Origin of the sequence: Chryseobacterium aurantiacum (assembly GCF_003020585.1) — a bacterium.
Classification (GTDB): domain Bacteria; phylum Bacteroidota; class Bacteroidia; order Flavobacteriales; family Weeksellaceae; genus Chryseobacterium; species Chryseobacterium aurantiacum.
In genome coordinates this window covers 1-16,544 of record NZ_PXUE01000002.1, presented here as the reverse complement: position 1 = coordinate 16,544, position 16,544 = coordinate 1, and the positions used below count along the sequence as shown (strand labels likewise).

The window sequence follows — 16,544 nt, the reverse complement described above, 5'->3', positions numbered from 1 at the left end:
AAATATCTACATATGCTTATTTGTCATATATTTGTGATGTATTAATCATATAAAATTTTAATCATGAAAAATTTCAAAAAACTAGACAGAAACGAACTAAAAACTATTTCAGGAAACGGATTACTTGATCCAATCGGAGGACTAATTGGTGGTATTGGAGGTGTAATTGGTGGCGTTGTCGGCGGCCTAGGTGGTGTAGTAGGAGGAGTTGTAGGTGGCGTAGGCGGTGTAGTTGGTGGCGTTGTTGGTGGTGTAGGTACCGTTGTAGGTAATGCATTATGTCAAACTCAATGCGTTGTTAACGGTGTAATTCACATCAAGTTACTTGAATGTGGATCTACTTGCTAAGAAAAACGAAACAAGCACTTAAAAAGTATACCGCTCTTTCCAGAGCGGTTTTTTTATGGAAAATATTTATATTGTCAGACCATGGTTATTTTTAACTTCAGCCATTACAAATGTACTATGGGTACTTCCAATAGAATCTACAGAGCCAAGTTTGTTGAATACAAAATCCTGATAATGTTTCATATCCCGAACCTGCACTTTCAAAAGAAAATCGAAATCTCCGGAGATATTGTAGCATTCTGCCACTTCTTCAATTTCCAGAATTTCCTTTACAAAATCATATCCTACAGACCGGTCATGAATCTTTAATTTGATCTGGCAAAAAACCGTAAATCCACGATTGAGTTTTTCGGCATCCAAAACAGCAGCATATCTTTTAATATAGCCTTCCTGTTCAAGTCTTTTCACCCTTTCAAAGACAGGTGATGGAGAAAGGTTTATTTCCTTAGCCAGCTCTTTAACGGTCAATTTTGAATTGTTCTGAAGCAGTCTCAGTAAATTCAGGTCCTTATCATCAAGTTGTTCCACAGAATATTATTCTTTTAATTTAAAAATCAACCAAAATTACAGAATTATATTCTTTTAAATGTAATTTATAAAGTTTTATTTGCTTAATAAATACTAAACAATTGTAAATATATTCTGTATCACTAATTTTACACAAAATTAAAATCTTTTACCATTACTCATTTGAGGCTGGTAAAAACAGTTCTTTATATACTTCATCAAACAGGAAAGGTTTTACTTAAGGTAGATTAATAGGGAATCGTGTGAGAATCACGAGCTGTCGCGCAACTGTAAGTAACACCCCAAAAGTTTCTGTCCTTGGATATCCACTGCCAAAAGCGGGAAGGATGACGGAAACTGTTACAAGTCAGGAGACCTGCCTTTACTGAATGACAATGCTTTCGCGGGCTGAAGCTTTTGAGTCATACAGATGATGTAGAATAGTGCATTTTTCCAAGGATTAATGGCACATGCTACCTATATCATAGTATATCAAAACTTTCTTATCCGTAAAACATTACGAAGCATTTCAAAGGACTTTTAACAAAAAGTTTAATTAAAAGTTTAAAAATGCAAACACACATTCTAGGCTATCCGCGTATTGGTAGCAAAAGAGAACTCAAAAAAGCCTGCGAGCAATATTGGTCGGGCAAAATCGTTTTAGAAGAACTTCTTACTGTGGGAAGAAATATCTGCAACCAGAACTGGAATATTCAGAAAGAAGCAGGGGTAGACTTAATTCCCTGTAATGATTTTTCCTACTATGATCAGGTATTGGATATGAGCCTTATTGTAGGAGCGATTCCTACGCGCTATCATGAAGTTGCACTGAAAAGGAACAACTCGGAGTTGGATCTTTACTTCGCAATGGCAAGAGGATATCAAAAAGACGGACTGGATATTACCGCCATGGAAATGACCAAGTGGTTTGATACCAATTACCATTATATTGTGCCTGAATTCTATAAAAATCAACAATTTAAGCTTACCTCAAGTAAAATATTCAATGAATTTGCAGGAGCTAAACAGGCTGGAATTAATGCAAAACCAGTGATTATCGGGTTGGTTTCTTATTTACTTTTAGGAAAAGAAAAAGAAGAGGGATTTGACAAACTGGATCTTGCCCCCAATATTCTTCCTGTTTACACTGAGATTTTATCAAAACTTCAGGAACAAGGCGCAGAGTGGATTCAATTTGATGAACCATTTCTTTCCCTGGATATTACAGAAAAAGCAAAGGAAACTTATATTGCTGTTTACTCCGAACTTAGAAAGCAGTTTCCAAAATTGAAATTCATAGTGACCACTTATTTTGACGGATTAAAGGACAATCTTTCTCTCGCTGTTTCACTTCCAGTAAATGTTCTACATATTGATTTGGTAAGAAATCCTGAGCAATTAGAAGAGGCCATCAATTCTATTCCTGAAGACCTAATCTTATCGCTGGGACTTGTAGATGGAAGAAACATCTGGAAAAATGACTATGAAAATTCCTTGGCCTTTATCAATAAAACCATTGAAAAATTAGGTTCAGAAAGAGTATTTGTTGCTCCATCATGCTCATTGCTTCATTCTCCATGCGATTTAGACTTTGAAACCAATCTCAACTCTGAAATTAAAAACTGGCTGGCCTTTGCCAAACAGAAGGTAAAAGAAGTTGTTACCCTTAAGGAATTGGCCTCAGGAACAGAAAATCAGGATATTATTAATGATTTTGAGGAAAATAAAAAAGCGGTTTCCAGCAGGAAAACGTCTTCTCTTATCCATAATGAGATTGTAAAACAAAGATCTAAAGCAGTTACTGAAAAGGAAGCACAGAGAAAAAATCCATTCCAAGCCCGTAGAGAAGAGCAGCAGCAGGCATTACAATTGCCATTATTTCCTACCACAACCATTGGATCATTTCCTCAAACTACCGAAGTAAGAAGCTGGAGGGCCAAGTTCAAAAAAGGAGAATTAACTGCAGAGCAGTATGATACCTTGTTGAAGGAAGAAACCCAGAGAACCATCCGCTGGCAGGAAGAAATTGGAATTGACGTTCTGGTTCACGGAGAATTTGAACGTAATGATATGGTAGAATACTTCGGTGAGCAACTTGAGGGATTTGTATTTACCAAAAACGGTTGGGTACAAAGCTATGGAAGCCGATGTGTAAAACCTCCAATCATTTTCGGGGATGTTTCCCGCCCTGCACCTATGACGGTTTACTGGTCTCAATATGCGCAGTCACAAACCAATCAGTGGGTAAAAGGGATGTTAACAGGTCCTGTTACCATTCTACAGTGGTCTTTTGTACGTGATGACCAACCCCGCTTCGAAACCTGTAAGCAGATTGCCTTGGCCATTCGGGATGAAGTGGTAGATCTTGAAAAAGCAGGAATCAGAATTATTCAAATTGATGAACCTGCTATACGAGAGGGTCTTCCTTTAAGAAAAACGGAATGGCAGAATTATCTGAAATGGGCTGTAGAAGCCTTTAGAATATCGGCAAGTGGAGTGGAAGACGCTACTCAGATTCATACTCATATGTGCTATTCGGAGTTCAATGATATTATTAAAAATATCGCTGATATGGATGCAGACGTTATTACCATAGAATGTTCCCGTTCCCAAATGGAACTTTTAAATGCTTTTGCAGATTTTAAATACCCTAATGAAATAGGTCCTGGAGTCTATGATATTCACTCACCAAGAGTTCCGTCAAAAACAGAAATGATAGAACTTCTGAAAAAAGCTCAGGATGTAATTCCTGCTCATCAGCTTTGGGTAAACCCTGACTGTGGATTAAAAACCAGACATTGGGAAGAAACTGAAAAAGCTTTAATTGCAATGGTTGCCGCTGCCAAGGAGGCTGCTGTTGAATATTCAATTTAAAACTTAACTTTCCAATTGTATATCAATAAAAAAAGCATCCTGATGGATGCTTTTTTATTATAATTTAAAATCAAAAAAATCATAATCCTGTAGAGGATCAATCTTTATCACCCCATTCAAACATTGGATCTGATTTAGATATTTTATTTATTTCGATAATTTTTTGTTTGAAATGCTTTCTAGGAGCTTCCACATGCTTTACTCTATCAATTGGCAAATTATGTAACATACGATATTTAGATAGAAAAAAATTTGCTTTACCTTCCCAGTCTACGCCCACTCCAGAAATATAATTATGATAAAGCAAGATTTGTTCATCATTAGACATTTGAGCACGTAAAATTTTCAAATAATCTCTTGCTTGTTTATAAGTAAAAAGATTTTCTTTTTCTTTTTGAACAACAAACTTAACTGTACTAAATAAGTGTCTATAATAATGCGCTAAACGGGATTCATGACCAGTAAAAGGCGCATACTTAATATGTAAGTCAACCTTATTATTATTAATTTCAAAATCTTTCTTTCCTCCAAAAGTTTCTTTATGTATAGTACGTACTTCCTTTAGTTTTTCCCTACAAGCTACAATAAAATCATCATATTCTTTATAATCAATCAAAGAGGAAAACGAACCAAAAAAGAAAATTCTATAAGCAATAATAAGAATTTTATCTTTTGGTACTCCTAACCGATTTCCAATATCTTCACAGAAAGAAAAACAAGCATTTAATTCTTTTACCATAGATACAAACGTTTTTCTTCCATCAATAGTCCTTTCAATTTGGGTCTTTGTTATCGTCTTATTTTCTTCGGGGTTCTTTGTTTCATAAGATGTAGACATTAAATAACTATATCCAGTTATTTTCATTTCATTTATATTTTCCTTATGAAGGCGAATCATCTCAAAATACTGTGACTCAAACTGTTGTATTTTAAATTGGTTTTGAACCTCAATATTAGCTTTAAATTGAACCCAAAAAGCAATAAAGGTTAGAAAACCAGCAAAAAGAGCGATAAATGGTGCAGTAGTCCCCCCAATAGTATCTCCAATTTGACCGGTAGTAGAAACATCAAATACTCTAGGTTGGCTAATAAATTGATAATATTGAGAAATTGCCCATGATGAAAGTTTTATAATAAAAATAGCAGCAATACCAAATAATAAAATAAAAGCCCCCAAAAGAGACCAACCCGAAGTAATTAATCTTTTAAATTTCACAATTATTAAGTTTTTTTTGTCTCTCACAGTAGAAATTTTGCCAAATATAAATTATTCTCAAAAAATTGTAAACTTCTATAAAATAATAATATTATTCAGCAAGACTGTGTGTTCTTATGCTATACTAAATTTAATACACCATAATTTTTATACTCCTCCCATCACGTACATATTTTCCATAGTAGGAACGGGGCTTCCCCCTTCTTTTTCAAGAGTAATGGCAAAAGCCTGCGCATTTAAAATATTAGCCAACGCAATCAAACTGTCTTTATCTTGGGTATACATTCCTGCACTTACAGGTTTCCCGTCTGCAATTGCCCAAAGTTGATACTGCATTCCTTCCGGTGCCTTGGGAAGATTTTCAGCATTCAGATAAACTTCTTTTGTTTTTTTATCCCAAAAAACCATTGCTTTAGCATCCTGATGTTTCTCTACTCCTTTTAGCATCACCATTTGCATATCAGGATTGGAAAACATCGCCAATTTTTGATTCATTTTCTGCATGGTAACCTCCTGAGACTGTTTGTCAGTCTTCATTTTTGCAATTTCTTTCTGACTTTCAGATTGTTTGTTAACCCAAAAAAGATTGCCAGCAATACTTCCTAAAAATAAAACAGAAGCAGCAATACCTAAGGTTTTCCAATTGTTATTGCTTTGAACTCTGATATTTTCTTCCAAAGGCTTACCAACAGGAGAAGGAATAGGAAGGGATGGTTTTTCCTCTTCAACAATCTGTTCCTGTTGAATTTTATTCCAAATTTTAGATTTCAAATCACTTGGAGGTGTTACAGCCTGAGCCGTAGCAAGATTTTCCAAAGTTTTTTGCGCTTCTTCAAAAGCAGCTTTTACTTCAGCATTATTCTTCATCACACACTCCAAAATACCTGCTTCCTCGGGAGAAGCATGGCCTAGAATATAAGATTCTATAATTCCGGATGATATGTATTCTTTAGTGTTCAATTTATTGATAGTCTTTTAACAAATCTTTTAATTTCATCAGTGCATTCCGCATTTTCGTTTTCACGGTTCCCAGCGGTATCTTCAGTTTTTCGGATATTTCATGTTGGGTATATCCCTGATAATAAGCCATATTGATAAGTTCCTGCTTATCAACCTCCAGGCCTTCAAGCACGTTATTAAACCCGATATAATCGGATGAATCATTGACTGTTGAAAGCTCTGCAGTATTATATACGAAATCCGGAAGTGATTGGTTTTTAAGTTCATTCTGAAATCCTTTCGACTTTAAATAATCTATAGCCGTATTTCGGGCAATGTTGATCATCCAAGTGTAAAACCGTCCTTTAGAAGCATCGTATTGATGGATAGAATTCCATATTTTAACAAAAACATCCTGAATTATTTCTTCTGTATATTCTTTAGACTGAACAATTCGAAGAATTATCCCGTACAACGCACCAGAATAGTGGTCATACAGATAATGAAAACCGTTTTCGTTTTTTTCTTTTAATAAAACGATAAGTTCTTCTTCAGAATAGGTTGTTTTAATAGCTTTTATTTTTCCATCCAAATGTAACAAAATAAAACATATTGACAATAAAATCCAGATCATCTTTTATTTCGTACATGATTATTAGGAAATAGTTAAAAAATATAAAATATGAAAAATATAATTTCAAAAGCAATATTTATCTTCTGTATTGCTTTATCTACCGGAATATATAAGGCACAAAGCTCTCTTTTTAAAATTACAAATCCCTATTATTCACATACAGCACAAAACTTATTGAAAGTAAGCAATTCTGAATGGAAGAAAGTTTTAAAGCCTGAACTCTATCAGGTTGCCAGAGAAGGAGCCACAGAAACGGCTTTTACCGGAAAATATAATGAATTCGATGAAAAAGGAATGTACTATTGTGCTGTTTGCGGCAATGCTCTTTTCCTTTCTACGTCCAAATTTGCAACAACCTGCGGCTGGCCTTCTTTTTATCAGCCTATCCGAAAAAACAATGTCAGATACAGAAAAGATACTTCTCATCATATGGAACGTACAGAAGTTCTATGTGGAAGATGTGACTCTCATCTTGGACATATGTTTGATGATGGTCCCAAACCAACGGGAAAACGATTCTGCATGAACTCTATCTGCCTTGAATTCGTACCTGATAAAAAATAAAAACACACGTAATCAATTAGTTATATAAAATTTCATTTTTTTTCAATCTAAAATAGAATCCACCTCGTAAATGACATTAAAAGCACAATTAAGTATAATAAATAAAAAAATCAACACAATGAACACACAATCAAAACTCACAGTTTTAGCAATGGTAGTTTTATCATTTGCTTTTAGCGGGAAGGTAACAGCACAAACGATGAAAGAAACAACAGTAATGGTAGGGGGGGCTCCTATGTATCCGTCCAAAAACATTATTGAAAACGCTGTAAATTCTAAAGATCACAAAACTCTTGTAGCAGCAGTAAAAGCTGCCGGTCTTGTAGAAACATTACAGGGTGCAGGACCTTTTACTGTACTGGCTCCTACAGATGCAGCGTTTGCAAAACTTCCGAAAGGAACGGTAGAAAACCTTGTAAAGCCTGAAAATAAGGCAACATTAACCACCATACTAACGTATCATGTTCTGCCAGGAAGATACAGTGCTAAAGAAATATGGGCTGCCGTAAAAGCAGGAAACGGAAAAAGTATGATGAAAACAGTACAAGGTGAAGAACTTACGTTTTGGACAAAGGGTAAAGACCTATATGTGAAAGACGCTAAAGGAAACAGTGCAAAAGTAACCATCGCAGATGTGAACCAGTCTAATGGAGTGATTCATGTAATAGATACAGTTTTGATGCCTTAATATCCCTGAGATTTAAAAAACAGCATATCACAATATGCTGTTTTCTCTTCTTAACATTAACCTAACACTAAAAATTAATATTATGAAAAAAACGATTCATGTTTCTAATCAAGGAGTAACTCTTGATACAAGCAGAAGAAACTTTTTAAAATTAAGTGGAGTAGGATTGGCTATTGCAGGCCTTACCTTGGTAGGATGTGATAACAACGATGATTTTCAGATTATAAATGATGAAATCTATGATTTGGGAACCGGCGACGTAGGCATACTAAACTATGCATACGCTCTTGAACAGCTAGAAGCAGATTTTTATACCAAAGTGGTCAATAATTTCTATACCGGCATTTCCAGTATAGAAAAAGAAGTATTTACAGATCTTTACCATCATGAAGTCATCCACCGTGACTTTTTCAAGGCGGCTATTACCGGTGCCACAAACCATGTGCTGCCTAAGCTTGAATTTCAGTATCCTAATGTAAATTTTAATGACAGAAACTCTGTACTGGCTACAGCCAAAGCGTTGGAAGATACAGGGGTAGCGGCATACAATGGTGCCGGAAAATACATTTCAAACCCAGCTTACCTTGTTATCGCCGGTAAAATAGTTTCAGTAGAGGCCAGACATGCTTCAGCCATTAGAAATTTAATCAATCCCGGATCTGCTGATTTTTCAGGAGATGATGTTATAGATGCTAACGGGCTGGATCTTGCTAAAGAACCAAAAGATATCGTTATGGCAGCCGGCGGGTTTATAAAAACACGCTTTACCTGGAAAGAAAGAGGCATAAACTAATCATTCACCCTTAAAAATTACATTATGAACATTCTTAGATTACTAGATAAGCTTTCTCACGATAAATTCTTTACCACAGAAGCTTCAAGACTGGAAACGATTACGGATATATCATTATTCGGAAAAAAAGCAGCAATAGCAGCTGTACCGCTTGGATTAGGAAGTCTAATGGCTACTACAAAAGCCGAAACAACAAAGACAAATGTAACAGGATTTGCTTTAAAAAGTACCTTAACTGATGCCTTGCAACTAGCTCTGGTACTGGAATATCTTGAAAATGAATATTACAGCATAGGATTATCTACAGCAGGACTGATCCCTAATGCGGACAGAGCAGTATTTATGCAGATTTCAAAACATGAATCAGCCCATGTCGGTTTTCTAAAAAGTACCCTTACTTCTTTGGGAACAACACCTGGAGCCAAGCCTACTTTCGATTTTACCGCCGGTGGGAATTTTTCTCCTTTTACAGATTACAGTCAGTTTCTTGTATTGGCTCAGGCTTTTGAAGATACAGGTGTAAGGGCCTATAAAGGACAAGCAGGAAATGTAATGTCAAACAAAGTTGTTCTTCAGGCAGCTTTACAAATTCACTCTGTAGAAGCAAGACACGCTTCACAGGTGAGAAGAATGAGGGCCAATAAAGGTTGGATTGAGCTTGCCAACGGAGGAAATATGCCATCAGCAACCAATCCTGTCTATGCCGGAGAAGATAATATTAACCAGGCAGGTTACAATACAAGTACCTTATTTGGAGCAGCGGCAGGTTCTGCTGCATATGACGAAATATTAAGTGGCAGCGATGCGCAGACGATAGCCTCTCTGTTTATTGTATAGTTCATTATGTTTAATGGAGATTTTACGCAAAGTCTCATGATCAAGTTTTCCACCGCTCTGAAAAGAGCGGTTTTTTTATTTTCAAAAAGACACTTATACAGTGTTAAAAATCAATTAATTATACAAGAATACAGTTCTACAAATGAATTAATATTAAAAACCAATAAAGCAACAAGGTTGCATTAAAGAATTTAATTATATAGCTTTGCCGGATTATTAAAGTATATGCACATGAAAAAAACCATGTTTTTTTTGATGGGGAGCTCTCTTATTTATTGCCCTTCCATTTTAAAAGCCCAAAAAAATGATCCGGAAAAAAAAGTAATAAAAGACATTGAGTCTGTTCAGGTACAGGGAAAATTGAATCGAAATTCGGTAAATATTTCCAGAAAGACACTGGATTTTATTCAGTCAAATACCCTTGGAGAAACATTAAGCAAAATCCCGGGTATTCAAAATTCAGGGTATGGGCCCAATTCAGGAGCTCCCATCATTCGAAGTCTAAGTGGAAACAGGGTGAGAATACTGGAAAATGGAACTGCAGTCAATGACCTTTCAGGAATAAGCCCCGACTTCAATACAGATGTAGCAATGAGTAATGTACAGAGTATCAACATTTATAAAAACTCTGCCTCCGTATTATATGGTGGAAAAGCGATTGGAGGAGCTATTGATATTGAAACGGATTATGTAGCCCGACAATTACCTTCAAAAAAACTAAACTTCCGCGCGCTTCTTGAAGGAGGAAGCAATAGCGGGCAGAAACAGGCATTTTCAGCTAGAGGAACAATTGCTAAAAACTGGGTATGGACGGTAGGAGCTGCCAATCAGAAGCAGGAAATCGTCAGGATTCCAGGAAAATCAAAAGACAGCAGATGCTACGATCCGGGTCTTATGGGCTTCAACAGTATTTTGCAGTCGTTGTGCCAGGTAGATGTTGATTCAAGAAGGGTCTTGAACAAAAGTCTTTTCCCTTACATCAGTCAGTTTGCCAAAGACCATATGATAGAATATGAATTGTCTGAAGATGATCTTTATACCTTCAGCCCAACTTATTACAATCCCTCAGATGGAAAAAATTATCCTAATCCCAAAAATGATCAATACGTTTCCGGACAAGACCCTGTAAAAGACCGTTACAGAAGCGAGGTCAATGGTATCAGAGATTATGTACAGACAAAAGACGGCGTCATTCCCAACAGCCATTCAGAGAGCAATTCATTTTATGTAGGTACAAGTTATATAGGTAAATCATTTTATGCAGGAGGAGCTTATCAAAATTCATACTCATACTTCGGCGTCCCTGGCTATGCAATTGCTAAAATGCCGGAACATTCTCATGGCAAGCCTCAGCAAAAAATAGAGTATCTACCGATTAATGTAAGAAGTTTATCTCATAAAGCTATGCTGGAATCTGTATATAGATTCAACCATTTTCCAATTTCCAGTATCAAACTTAACTATATGGGGGTCTTTTCAAAAAATGCAGAGCTTCTGGACCGTTACCGTGCCAATCAATTTACTGTAAGCCAACATAATGGCCGACTGGAACTTGCACAAAAGAAATTAAAGTTTTTAACCGGAACCACAGGACTTGAAGTACAATACAGAGACATGGAAGGCACTGGAACCCAGAGATACTTACCTAATAATATCAGCCGTGAAATTGGAATTTTTACCCTGCAGCATCTTGATTTTAATAGTATTGAATTTGATCTGGGCTATAGAAATGATCATGTACAAAGAAGGGCCGATGCAGATCAAAAATACGTTCGAAGTCGAGGGCTTTCCGGTGGTAAACTTTCTGACCGAAACTTTACCCTTCATCAGTTCCATATTGGATCTCAGTGGAATATCTTTAAAAAGGCTTACTTAAAGGTACAATATAATCACTCGGAAAGGGCTCCGGAAATAAATGAGCTCTATGCAGGAAACAATCATTTTGCAATTCTGACGGAAGAAAACGGTGATGACAGCCTGGATAAAGAAACGGCAAAAACATTTGAAATAGGAGGTGGGCTTAATTTAAAAAATATCCGATTATCTGCCAATTGGTATCATACCACATATAAAAACTATATCTACCTTGCGCATACCGGCATTTCCAGAGAAGTTTTCTTGGTAAAAGAATGGCGTTCTGACGATACTGAAGTGAACGGAATTGAAGCCGAAGCAGCCTACAAAGCAGATCTTCAAAAATTTGGAAAGTGGGAGATAGGAGGGTATTATGATCTGGTAAGAAACATCAGCACTGCAGACAGCTCAATAAGAAAATGGAGTGACGGAGATTATATGCCCAATATGCCAACCAGCCGTTTTGGCTTCAGTCTTACCGGAACTTTACAGAAACTAAATATTAATGTTTCATTAGATCATTATTTAAAGCAAAAATATCTGGGAAAAAATATCAATCCGGAACTTCCAATGCCTGCATTTTCACTTTTAAATGCTCGTATTGCCTATAAAGACAACAGTTTGAATATAGGTGAAATAGAGTATTATATTATAGGAAATAATCTGCTAAACTCAGAAGCAAGGCTTCAGAATTCACAATTAAAATTTATTAGTCCGCTTCCTGGAATTAATATTTCGGTTGGTGTGAAAGTTACTATATAAATAATCCGCTGATATAGAAATTATATCAGCGGATTATGATTTATTATCTTTGTCTATATATTTTAAACAAAAACGACCTTAGGATATGCTTAAAGTAGTAATTTTCTTCCTCTTAATATTTTCATATAAACTATCTGCACAACCCGTACAGTATAATAAGCCAATAGACTTTTGGGAAAGTCAAAAGAAAGGGACTAATTTTTTTAATGAAGTAGAAAAGCAGGAGCGTTTTAAGTCAGCTAAAGAAATCAACATCTCTTTTGTAAGAATGGCTCCTAATAAATGGCAAATAGGAGTCCCAAAAAATAAGAAAGGTAATTTTTTGATCGGAACCCAAGACAATCCTTCTAAAACTGCCATTGAGGCTGATACTAAATATTTAAAAAGTATATTAGATATTGCCTATAAAGAAGACGTACCTGTAATACTTACTATGCTTAGTCTGCCACATTCAAGATGGTCACAACATGCTAAAGGAGAAAAAGAAGAAAGAAAAATTTGGGAAGATTTTAAAGCACAGGATGATGCCATTGCTTTTTGGAAAGAATTAGCACAAGAATTAAAAGGTCATAAAGGAATAGTTGCTATAAATATTAGAAACGAGCCTTCACCAGAAAGGGCAAAAGGAATTCCGTTTAACGATTGGTTTACTGAAAATTATGAACAATGGAATGAAAAAATCAAGGGAACGCCTCAAGATTTAAATCTTTTCTACAAGAAAGTAGTTTCTGCAATAAGAGAAGTAGATAAGGATATTCCTATCGTTTTAGATTCAGGATTCTTTGCTACACCTTGGGCATTTAAAATTTTAGAGGCTATAAAAGATGAAAATGGTAATAATGACCCAAATATCCTTTACTCATTTCATTCATATGAACCTTATAATTATGCCAGTCGTCCTAATTGCAATAAAATTGATGGTACCAAAACAGGAGAAACGTCTAAGGCCGGTATTGCAGAAAAATGTAAATATAATTATCCCGGAATGATCCCTACAGGAGAGCTACAAGATGCTAAGAGCATTGAGTGGAATAAAGAAACTATGATAAAGTTTTTAAGTCCTGTTAATGATTTCCAAAAAAGAAATAATATACCATCCAACCGTATTTTAGTGGGTGAATTTGGAGTGTACAGAACTAACCCAGATGCTGAAAAATATCTAAAAGATATGATAGAAATTTTTGATGAAAATAAATGGCATTGGGCTTTTTATAGCTTCAGGGAGGACAATTGGGATAAAATGGATTATGAATTAGGGGATAAAAATGTGCATTGGACTTATTGGGACATAGTTAAGGAGGGTAAATTTCCTGTCAAGCTTTACGAAGAGAATAAAAATAATCGTCTTTGGAAAGTAATTACTAATAGCTTAAAAAATAAATAATAGATTCAACTTTAAGTTTCTCATTTTGAATGAGAAATATATTCTATTTAACATAATATAAATTATAGGATTAATATAATATGTCGAAAAAGGGGTATAATCCTACCCAAAATCCTTATTTGCTTTGTTTTCCTCCCAGATATTCCTTTACAACGTCTAGAAACTCTTCCTTGGTCATAAATCTATCCAGAAATTCCTGCAGGCTGCCCTCATTTTCAATTTCATCAAAATATACTTCATGGTCTGTGCTGTAAACTGTCGGATTAGATTGCTCAGGATCTTCTGTACAAATAAAAAAATGATCCGGATATCCATATGAGTAAAATATGCAGATAAAATCCGGCTTAGAAATTTTTACATTTTCTTGTATAATATCTTCATCAATAAGTCCGTCAAATTCTTCCTGATCGTTCGTACCTTCCTTAAAAGGCGTAAAAAACCAATCTCTGAAAAAATATTGCCCGTATGGCAGCTCATGATCTGAAAAATAATCCTTCAGTAGATTTTCATAAAACTTTTCAGGTTGACTTGTATACAGATCCTTATGTTCATTGTAAAAATCATCAATTCCGTAAACGTCCCAGTCTTTATCATAAAGATGATGAGGAAATCTGATATTCTGCCAATTTTCAGCAAAATTTTTGTCTGTGTTTACTGCACCTGTATTTCCACCTAAATTATTGATTTTATGTATAATATTCCCGTTCATTGTCTTGTTTTTTCTATAATTATTCTTTCCCAACCATGCCGCCATTCCAAAGATGATCCGTTATTTCCTCCTTGCTGTACTCAGAATAATTCCCATTTTTATCTTTATGAGACTGAAATAACCTGACATTATATCCTTTACAGTTTAGCTTCAAAAACGCTGAATAATAACCATTTCCAAAGCATATATAGCTGTAAAACTGTGCCTTAAATGACTTATCGTCCGGATCAGGAATTTCAAAAGAATGTATTCTTCTTACAATTTCGGCCAATTCATCCTTAGTGATCTCATTCACGATCTTAGGATCAGGTAAACTGATATCAAAAGCCAGATTTTCAGCCCCATCACCTTCCCACCATTCCCATAGATTATACAGAGACATCTCTTTCCCTGTCATAGCATGAAGCCTGTCTTCCAATCGTTTATATTTACTATTGTCCTCATCACCCTCTTCATCACATTGGTCAGTATATTCTAAGATAAGCCTCAAAACTTCTGGATATCGCTTTTCTGCGGTTTCCATATCCGGCTCTATTTCATCTCTTAACGTCTTCATTAAATGTACAATTTTCTCGATATATTATGTTAAATTCAATTTACAGTAACGACACTCCTGCTTTCTGCTCATTAAAAATACAAAATCTTGTCACATGGCAATTTCTATTGTCGAGAAAGACTGTAATTTTATCCTAACCAAAAAAATAATTATATGAAACCAAAAATGATTTGGGCAAATTTTGCAGTATCCAATTTAGAGCGTACGCAGAAGTTCTATACAGAACTGGGATTTAAGCCCAATAATCCGAACAGTTCTAATGAATTGGTAAGCTTTTTCGTAGGTGAAAAAGATTTTGTTATTCATTTCTTTCTAAAAAATATTATAGAAACCAATGTAAAGAATGTAAACTTTGGTGATTCTCAAAGCTCCAATGAAATTATATTCACCCTTTCAGCAGAAAGCAAGGAACAAACCGATCTATGGGCCGAGGAAGTTGAAAAAGCAGGCGGAAAAATCATCTCCCCTCCCGAAAGCTTTGGAAACAACTATTACGGCTTTGTCTTTGCTGATCCGGACGGACATAAATTCAATGTATTTCATATGTAAAGATCTCAAATATTGATTTTTGCTCTAAAATTCAAAAAAAAATCAATTTACAGCGTTAATTATCAATCAGATAGCATAGGTACTGAATGAAAATAGACAGCTTATTTGAGCCTCTAATAACTTTTCTATAAAAATGTCTTATTATTGACTTTTTTACCACTTTTTAGGCTCAGCCGGACCTACTATTTATTAAGTCCAAGGCTGTTATATAGCTGTACCTGCCATATTCCCAATACCTCTTTAAGCATAACAAAAGTAAATGCCGCATTATAGCTGTTAGGAAATATCGTTATCTCAGTATCTATAAAGTCTGATGCCTGCGGAACGGGATTTAATCCAAATGTCTGAAACAGAGAAACAGATCTTTTCATATGAAAACCGGAAGTAACCAGATATACACTGGAGGGAGATATTTGTTTTAGTATTTTGTCGGAAAATTTTGCATTTTGGTAGGTATTCATACTTTTATCTTCCTTTATAATATCAGAATCCGGTACCCCCATGCTTTTAAAGTTTTCACGGAATAATTCAGCTTCACTGATACGTCCTCTTCCTTTTCCTGAAATTAATATTTTGCAAGGTTCATTATTCTTACGAAATTCATGATACAACTGATAGGCTGTAACAATTCTGGAATAAGACATTGTATGTAGTTTTTCTGTATTGTCAATATCTACAACTCCGCCACCCAGAACTACAATAACAGGATTTTGAGAAGTGGAATGCTTAATCTCTGCATTTTTGAGATAACTTTTCTGCAAATATTCTGACGTAAGTTTGCCCAAAAAACCATTTCCTATCATGATGACAACAACAACTACTGATATACAGATTCCTGTTCTCAGATTTTTAAGCCTATTTTTTCTTTTCAACAAAACAATGATAACAATTGCAAGAAATAATAAGAAATAAGGTTCTGTAAAAAGCTGAAAAATGCGGAATAAAAAGTCTAGTAAAAATTTCATCATTCGGATACTATTGATTAATGTATAGAAAACATTGAATTTCCAAAGATATGACAATTTACTGAGTCCCTTTCCTCAATCTACTCCCATGATCTGTCAGAAATATATTCTTACTAATTAAACAGATACTTATGCATCCTAAAATCTGCGTGATCTCCGAAATCTGCGTGAAAACATTTAATGTACTAAGAAATCGCTCGCTGATTAAGCTGATATAGCAGATTCATGTTATGCTTTCTAAAATCTGCGTAATCCCCGGAATCTGCGTGAAAATATTTAATGTACTAAGAAATCGCTCGCTGATTAAGCTGATATAGCAGATTCCTGTTATGCTTTCTAAAATCTGCGTGATCTCCGAAATCTGC

At 35.2% G+C, this 16,544-nt stretch carries 16 protein-coding genes and 1 riboswitch; of the genes, 9 read left to right on the top strand and 7 right to left on the bottom strand.

Annotation, left to right across the window (positions count from 1 at the left end; genetic code table 11):
* Positions 1–63: 63 nt before the first annotated feature.
* Positions 64–348 (top strand): bacteriocin-like protein, encoded by a 285-nt coding sequence (locus tag C7D53_RS06520; RefSeq protein ID WP_106915600.1) that lies wholly within the window; start codon positions 64–66, stop codon positions 346–348.
* A gap of 66 nt (positions 349–414) precedes the next feature.
* Here the strand turns inward: C7D53_RS06520 and C7D53_RS06515 are convergent, their stop codons facing one another.
* On the bottom strand, positions 415–876 hold the full coding sequence (locus C7D53_RS06515; RefSeq protein ID WP_106915599.1) for an Lrp/AsnC family transcriptional regulator: 462 nt from the start codon (positions 874–876) through the stop codon (positions 415–417).
* A gap of 191 nt (positions 877–1,067) precedes the next feature.
* A riboswitch (cobalamin riboswitch) is annotated at positions 1,068–1,253 on the top strand.
* 172 nt (positions 1,254–1,425) lie between these two features.
* Between C7D53_RS06515 and metE the strand changes: the two genes are divergently transcribed.
* Positions 1,426–3,729, top strand: a complete 2,304-nt coding sequence (gene metE, locus C7D53_RS06510) for a 5-methyltetrahydropteroyltriglutamate--homocysteine S-methyltransferase (RefSeq protein ID WP_106915598.1) — start codon at positions 1,426–1,428, stop codon at positions 3,727–3,729.
* Positions 3,730–3,826: 97 nt separating this feature from the next.
* Here metE and C7D53_RS06505 read toward each other — a convergent pair whose 3' ends face one another.
* The 3 genes from C7D53_RS06505 to C7D53_RS06495 all read right to left on the bottom strand — a co-directional run bounded on the left by C7D53_RS06505 (position 3,827) and on the right by C7D53_RS06495 (position 6,518).
* Positions 3,827–4,972 (bottom strand): putative phage abortive infection protein, encoded by a 1,146-nt coding sequence (locus C7D53_RS06505; RefSeq protein ID WP_106915597.1) that lies wholly within the window; start codon positions 4,970–4,972, stop codon positions 3,827–3,829.
* A 120-nt stretch (positions 4,973–5,092) separates the two neighbouring features.
* Complete coding sequence (locus tag C7D53_RS06500; RefSeq protein ID WP_106915596.1) at positions 5,093–5,905, bottom strand: anti-sigma factor; 813 nt, start codon at positions 5,903–5,905, stop codon at positions 5,093–5,095.
* 1 nt (position 5,906) lies between these two features.
* A complete protein-coding gene (locus tag C7D53_RS06495; protein ID WP_228422221.1) occupies positions 5,907–6,518 on the bottom strand; it encodes an RNA polymerase sigma factor in 612 nt (203 codons plus the stop codon).
* A 48-nt stretch (positions 6,519–6,566) separates the two neighbouring features.
* On the opposite strand from C7D53_RS06495, the gene msrB reads away from it, so the two are divergent.
* The 6 genes from msrB to C7D53_RS06465 all read left to right on the top strand — a co-directional run bounded on the left by msrB (position 6,567) and on the right by C7D53_RS06465 (position 13,400).
* Positions 6,567–7,082 carry a peptide-methionine (R)-S-oxide reductase MsrB gene (msrB, locus tag C7D53_RS06490; RefSeq protein ID WP_106915595.1) on the top strand — a complete coding sequence of 172 codons (516 nt, stop codon included), beginning with the start codon at positions 6,567–6,569 and terminating at the stop codon, positions 7,080–7,082.
* A gap of 118 nt (positions 7,083–7,200) precedes the next feature.
* Positions 7,201–7,770: a fasciclin domain-containing protein gene (locus C7D53_RS06485; RefSeq protein ID WP_106916687.1), complete on the top strand. Its 570-nt coding sequence runs from the start codon at positions 7,201–7,203 to the stop codon at positions 7,768–7,770.
* Positions 7,771–7,852: 82 nt separating this feature from the next.
* A complete protein-coding gene (locus C7D53_RS06480) occupies positions 7,853–8,563 on the top strand; it encodes a ferritin-like domain-containing protein (protein ID WP_106916686.1) in 711 nt (236 codons plus the stop codon).
* A gap of 24 nt (positions 8,564–8,587) precedes the next feature.
* A complete protein-coding gene (locus C7D53_RS06475) occupies positions 8,588–9,400 on the top strand; it encodes a ferritin-like domain-containing protein (protein WP_106915594.1) in 813 nt (270 codons plus the stop codon).
* Positions 9,401–9,631: 231 nt separating this feature from the next.
* On the top strand, positions 9,632–12,016 hold the full coding sequence (locus C7D53_RS06470; protein WP_106915593.1) for a TonB-dependent receptor: 2,385 nt from the start codon (positions 9,632–9,634) through the stop codon (positions 12,014–12,016).
* 85 nt (positions 12,017–12,101) lie between these two features.
* A complete protein-coding gene (locus tag C7D53_RS06465) occupies positions 12,102–13,400 on the top strand; it encodes a glycoside hydrolase family 5 protein (RefSeq protein WP_106915592.1) in 1,299 nt (432 codons plus the stop codon).
* A 115-nt stretch (positions 13,401–13,515) separates the two neighbouring features.
* Here C7D53_RS06465 and C7D53_RS06460 read toward each other — a convergent pair whose 3' ends face one another.
* Positions 13,516–14,109, bottom strand: coding sequence for a hypothetical protein (locus C7D53_RS06460; RefSeq protein WP_162926113.1), 594 nt, complete (start codon positions 14,107–14,109; stop codon positions 13,516–13,518).
* A gap of 19 nt (positions 14,110–14,128) precedes the next feature.
* Positions 14,129–14,665, bottom strand: coding sequence for a hypothetical protein (locus C7D53_RS06455; protein WP_106915590.1), 537 nt, complete (start codon positions 14,663–14,665; stop codon positions 14,129–14,131).
* 153 nt (positions 14,666–14,818) lie between these two features.
* Here C7D53_RS06455 and C7D53_RS06450 point away from each other — a divergent pair, with 153 nt between their 5' ends.
* Positions 14,819–15,214, top strand: a complete 396-nt coding sequence (locus tag C7D53_RS06450; protein WP_106915589.1) for a VOC family protein — start codon at positions 14,819–14,821, stop codon at positions 15,212–15,214.
* Positions 15,215–15,396: 182 nt separating this feature from the next.
* Here C7D53_RS06450 and C7D53_RS06445 read toward each other — a convergent pair whose 3' ends face one another.
* Positions 15,397–16,182 (bottom strand): YdcF family protein, encoded by a 786-nt coding sequence (locus C7D53_RS06445; protein WP_228422218.1) that lies wholly within the window; start codon positions 16,180–16,182, stop codon positions 15,397–15,399.
* Positions 16,183–16,544: the final 362 nt, after the last annotated feature.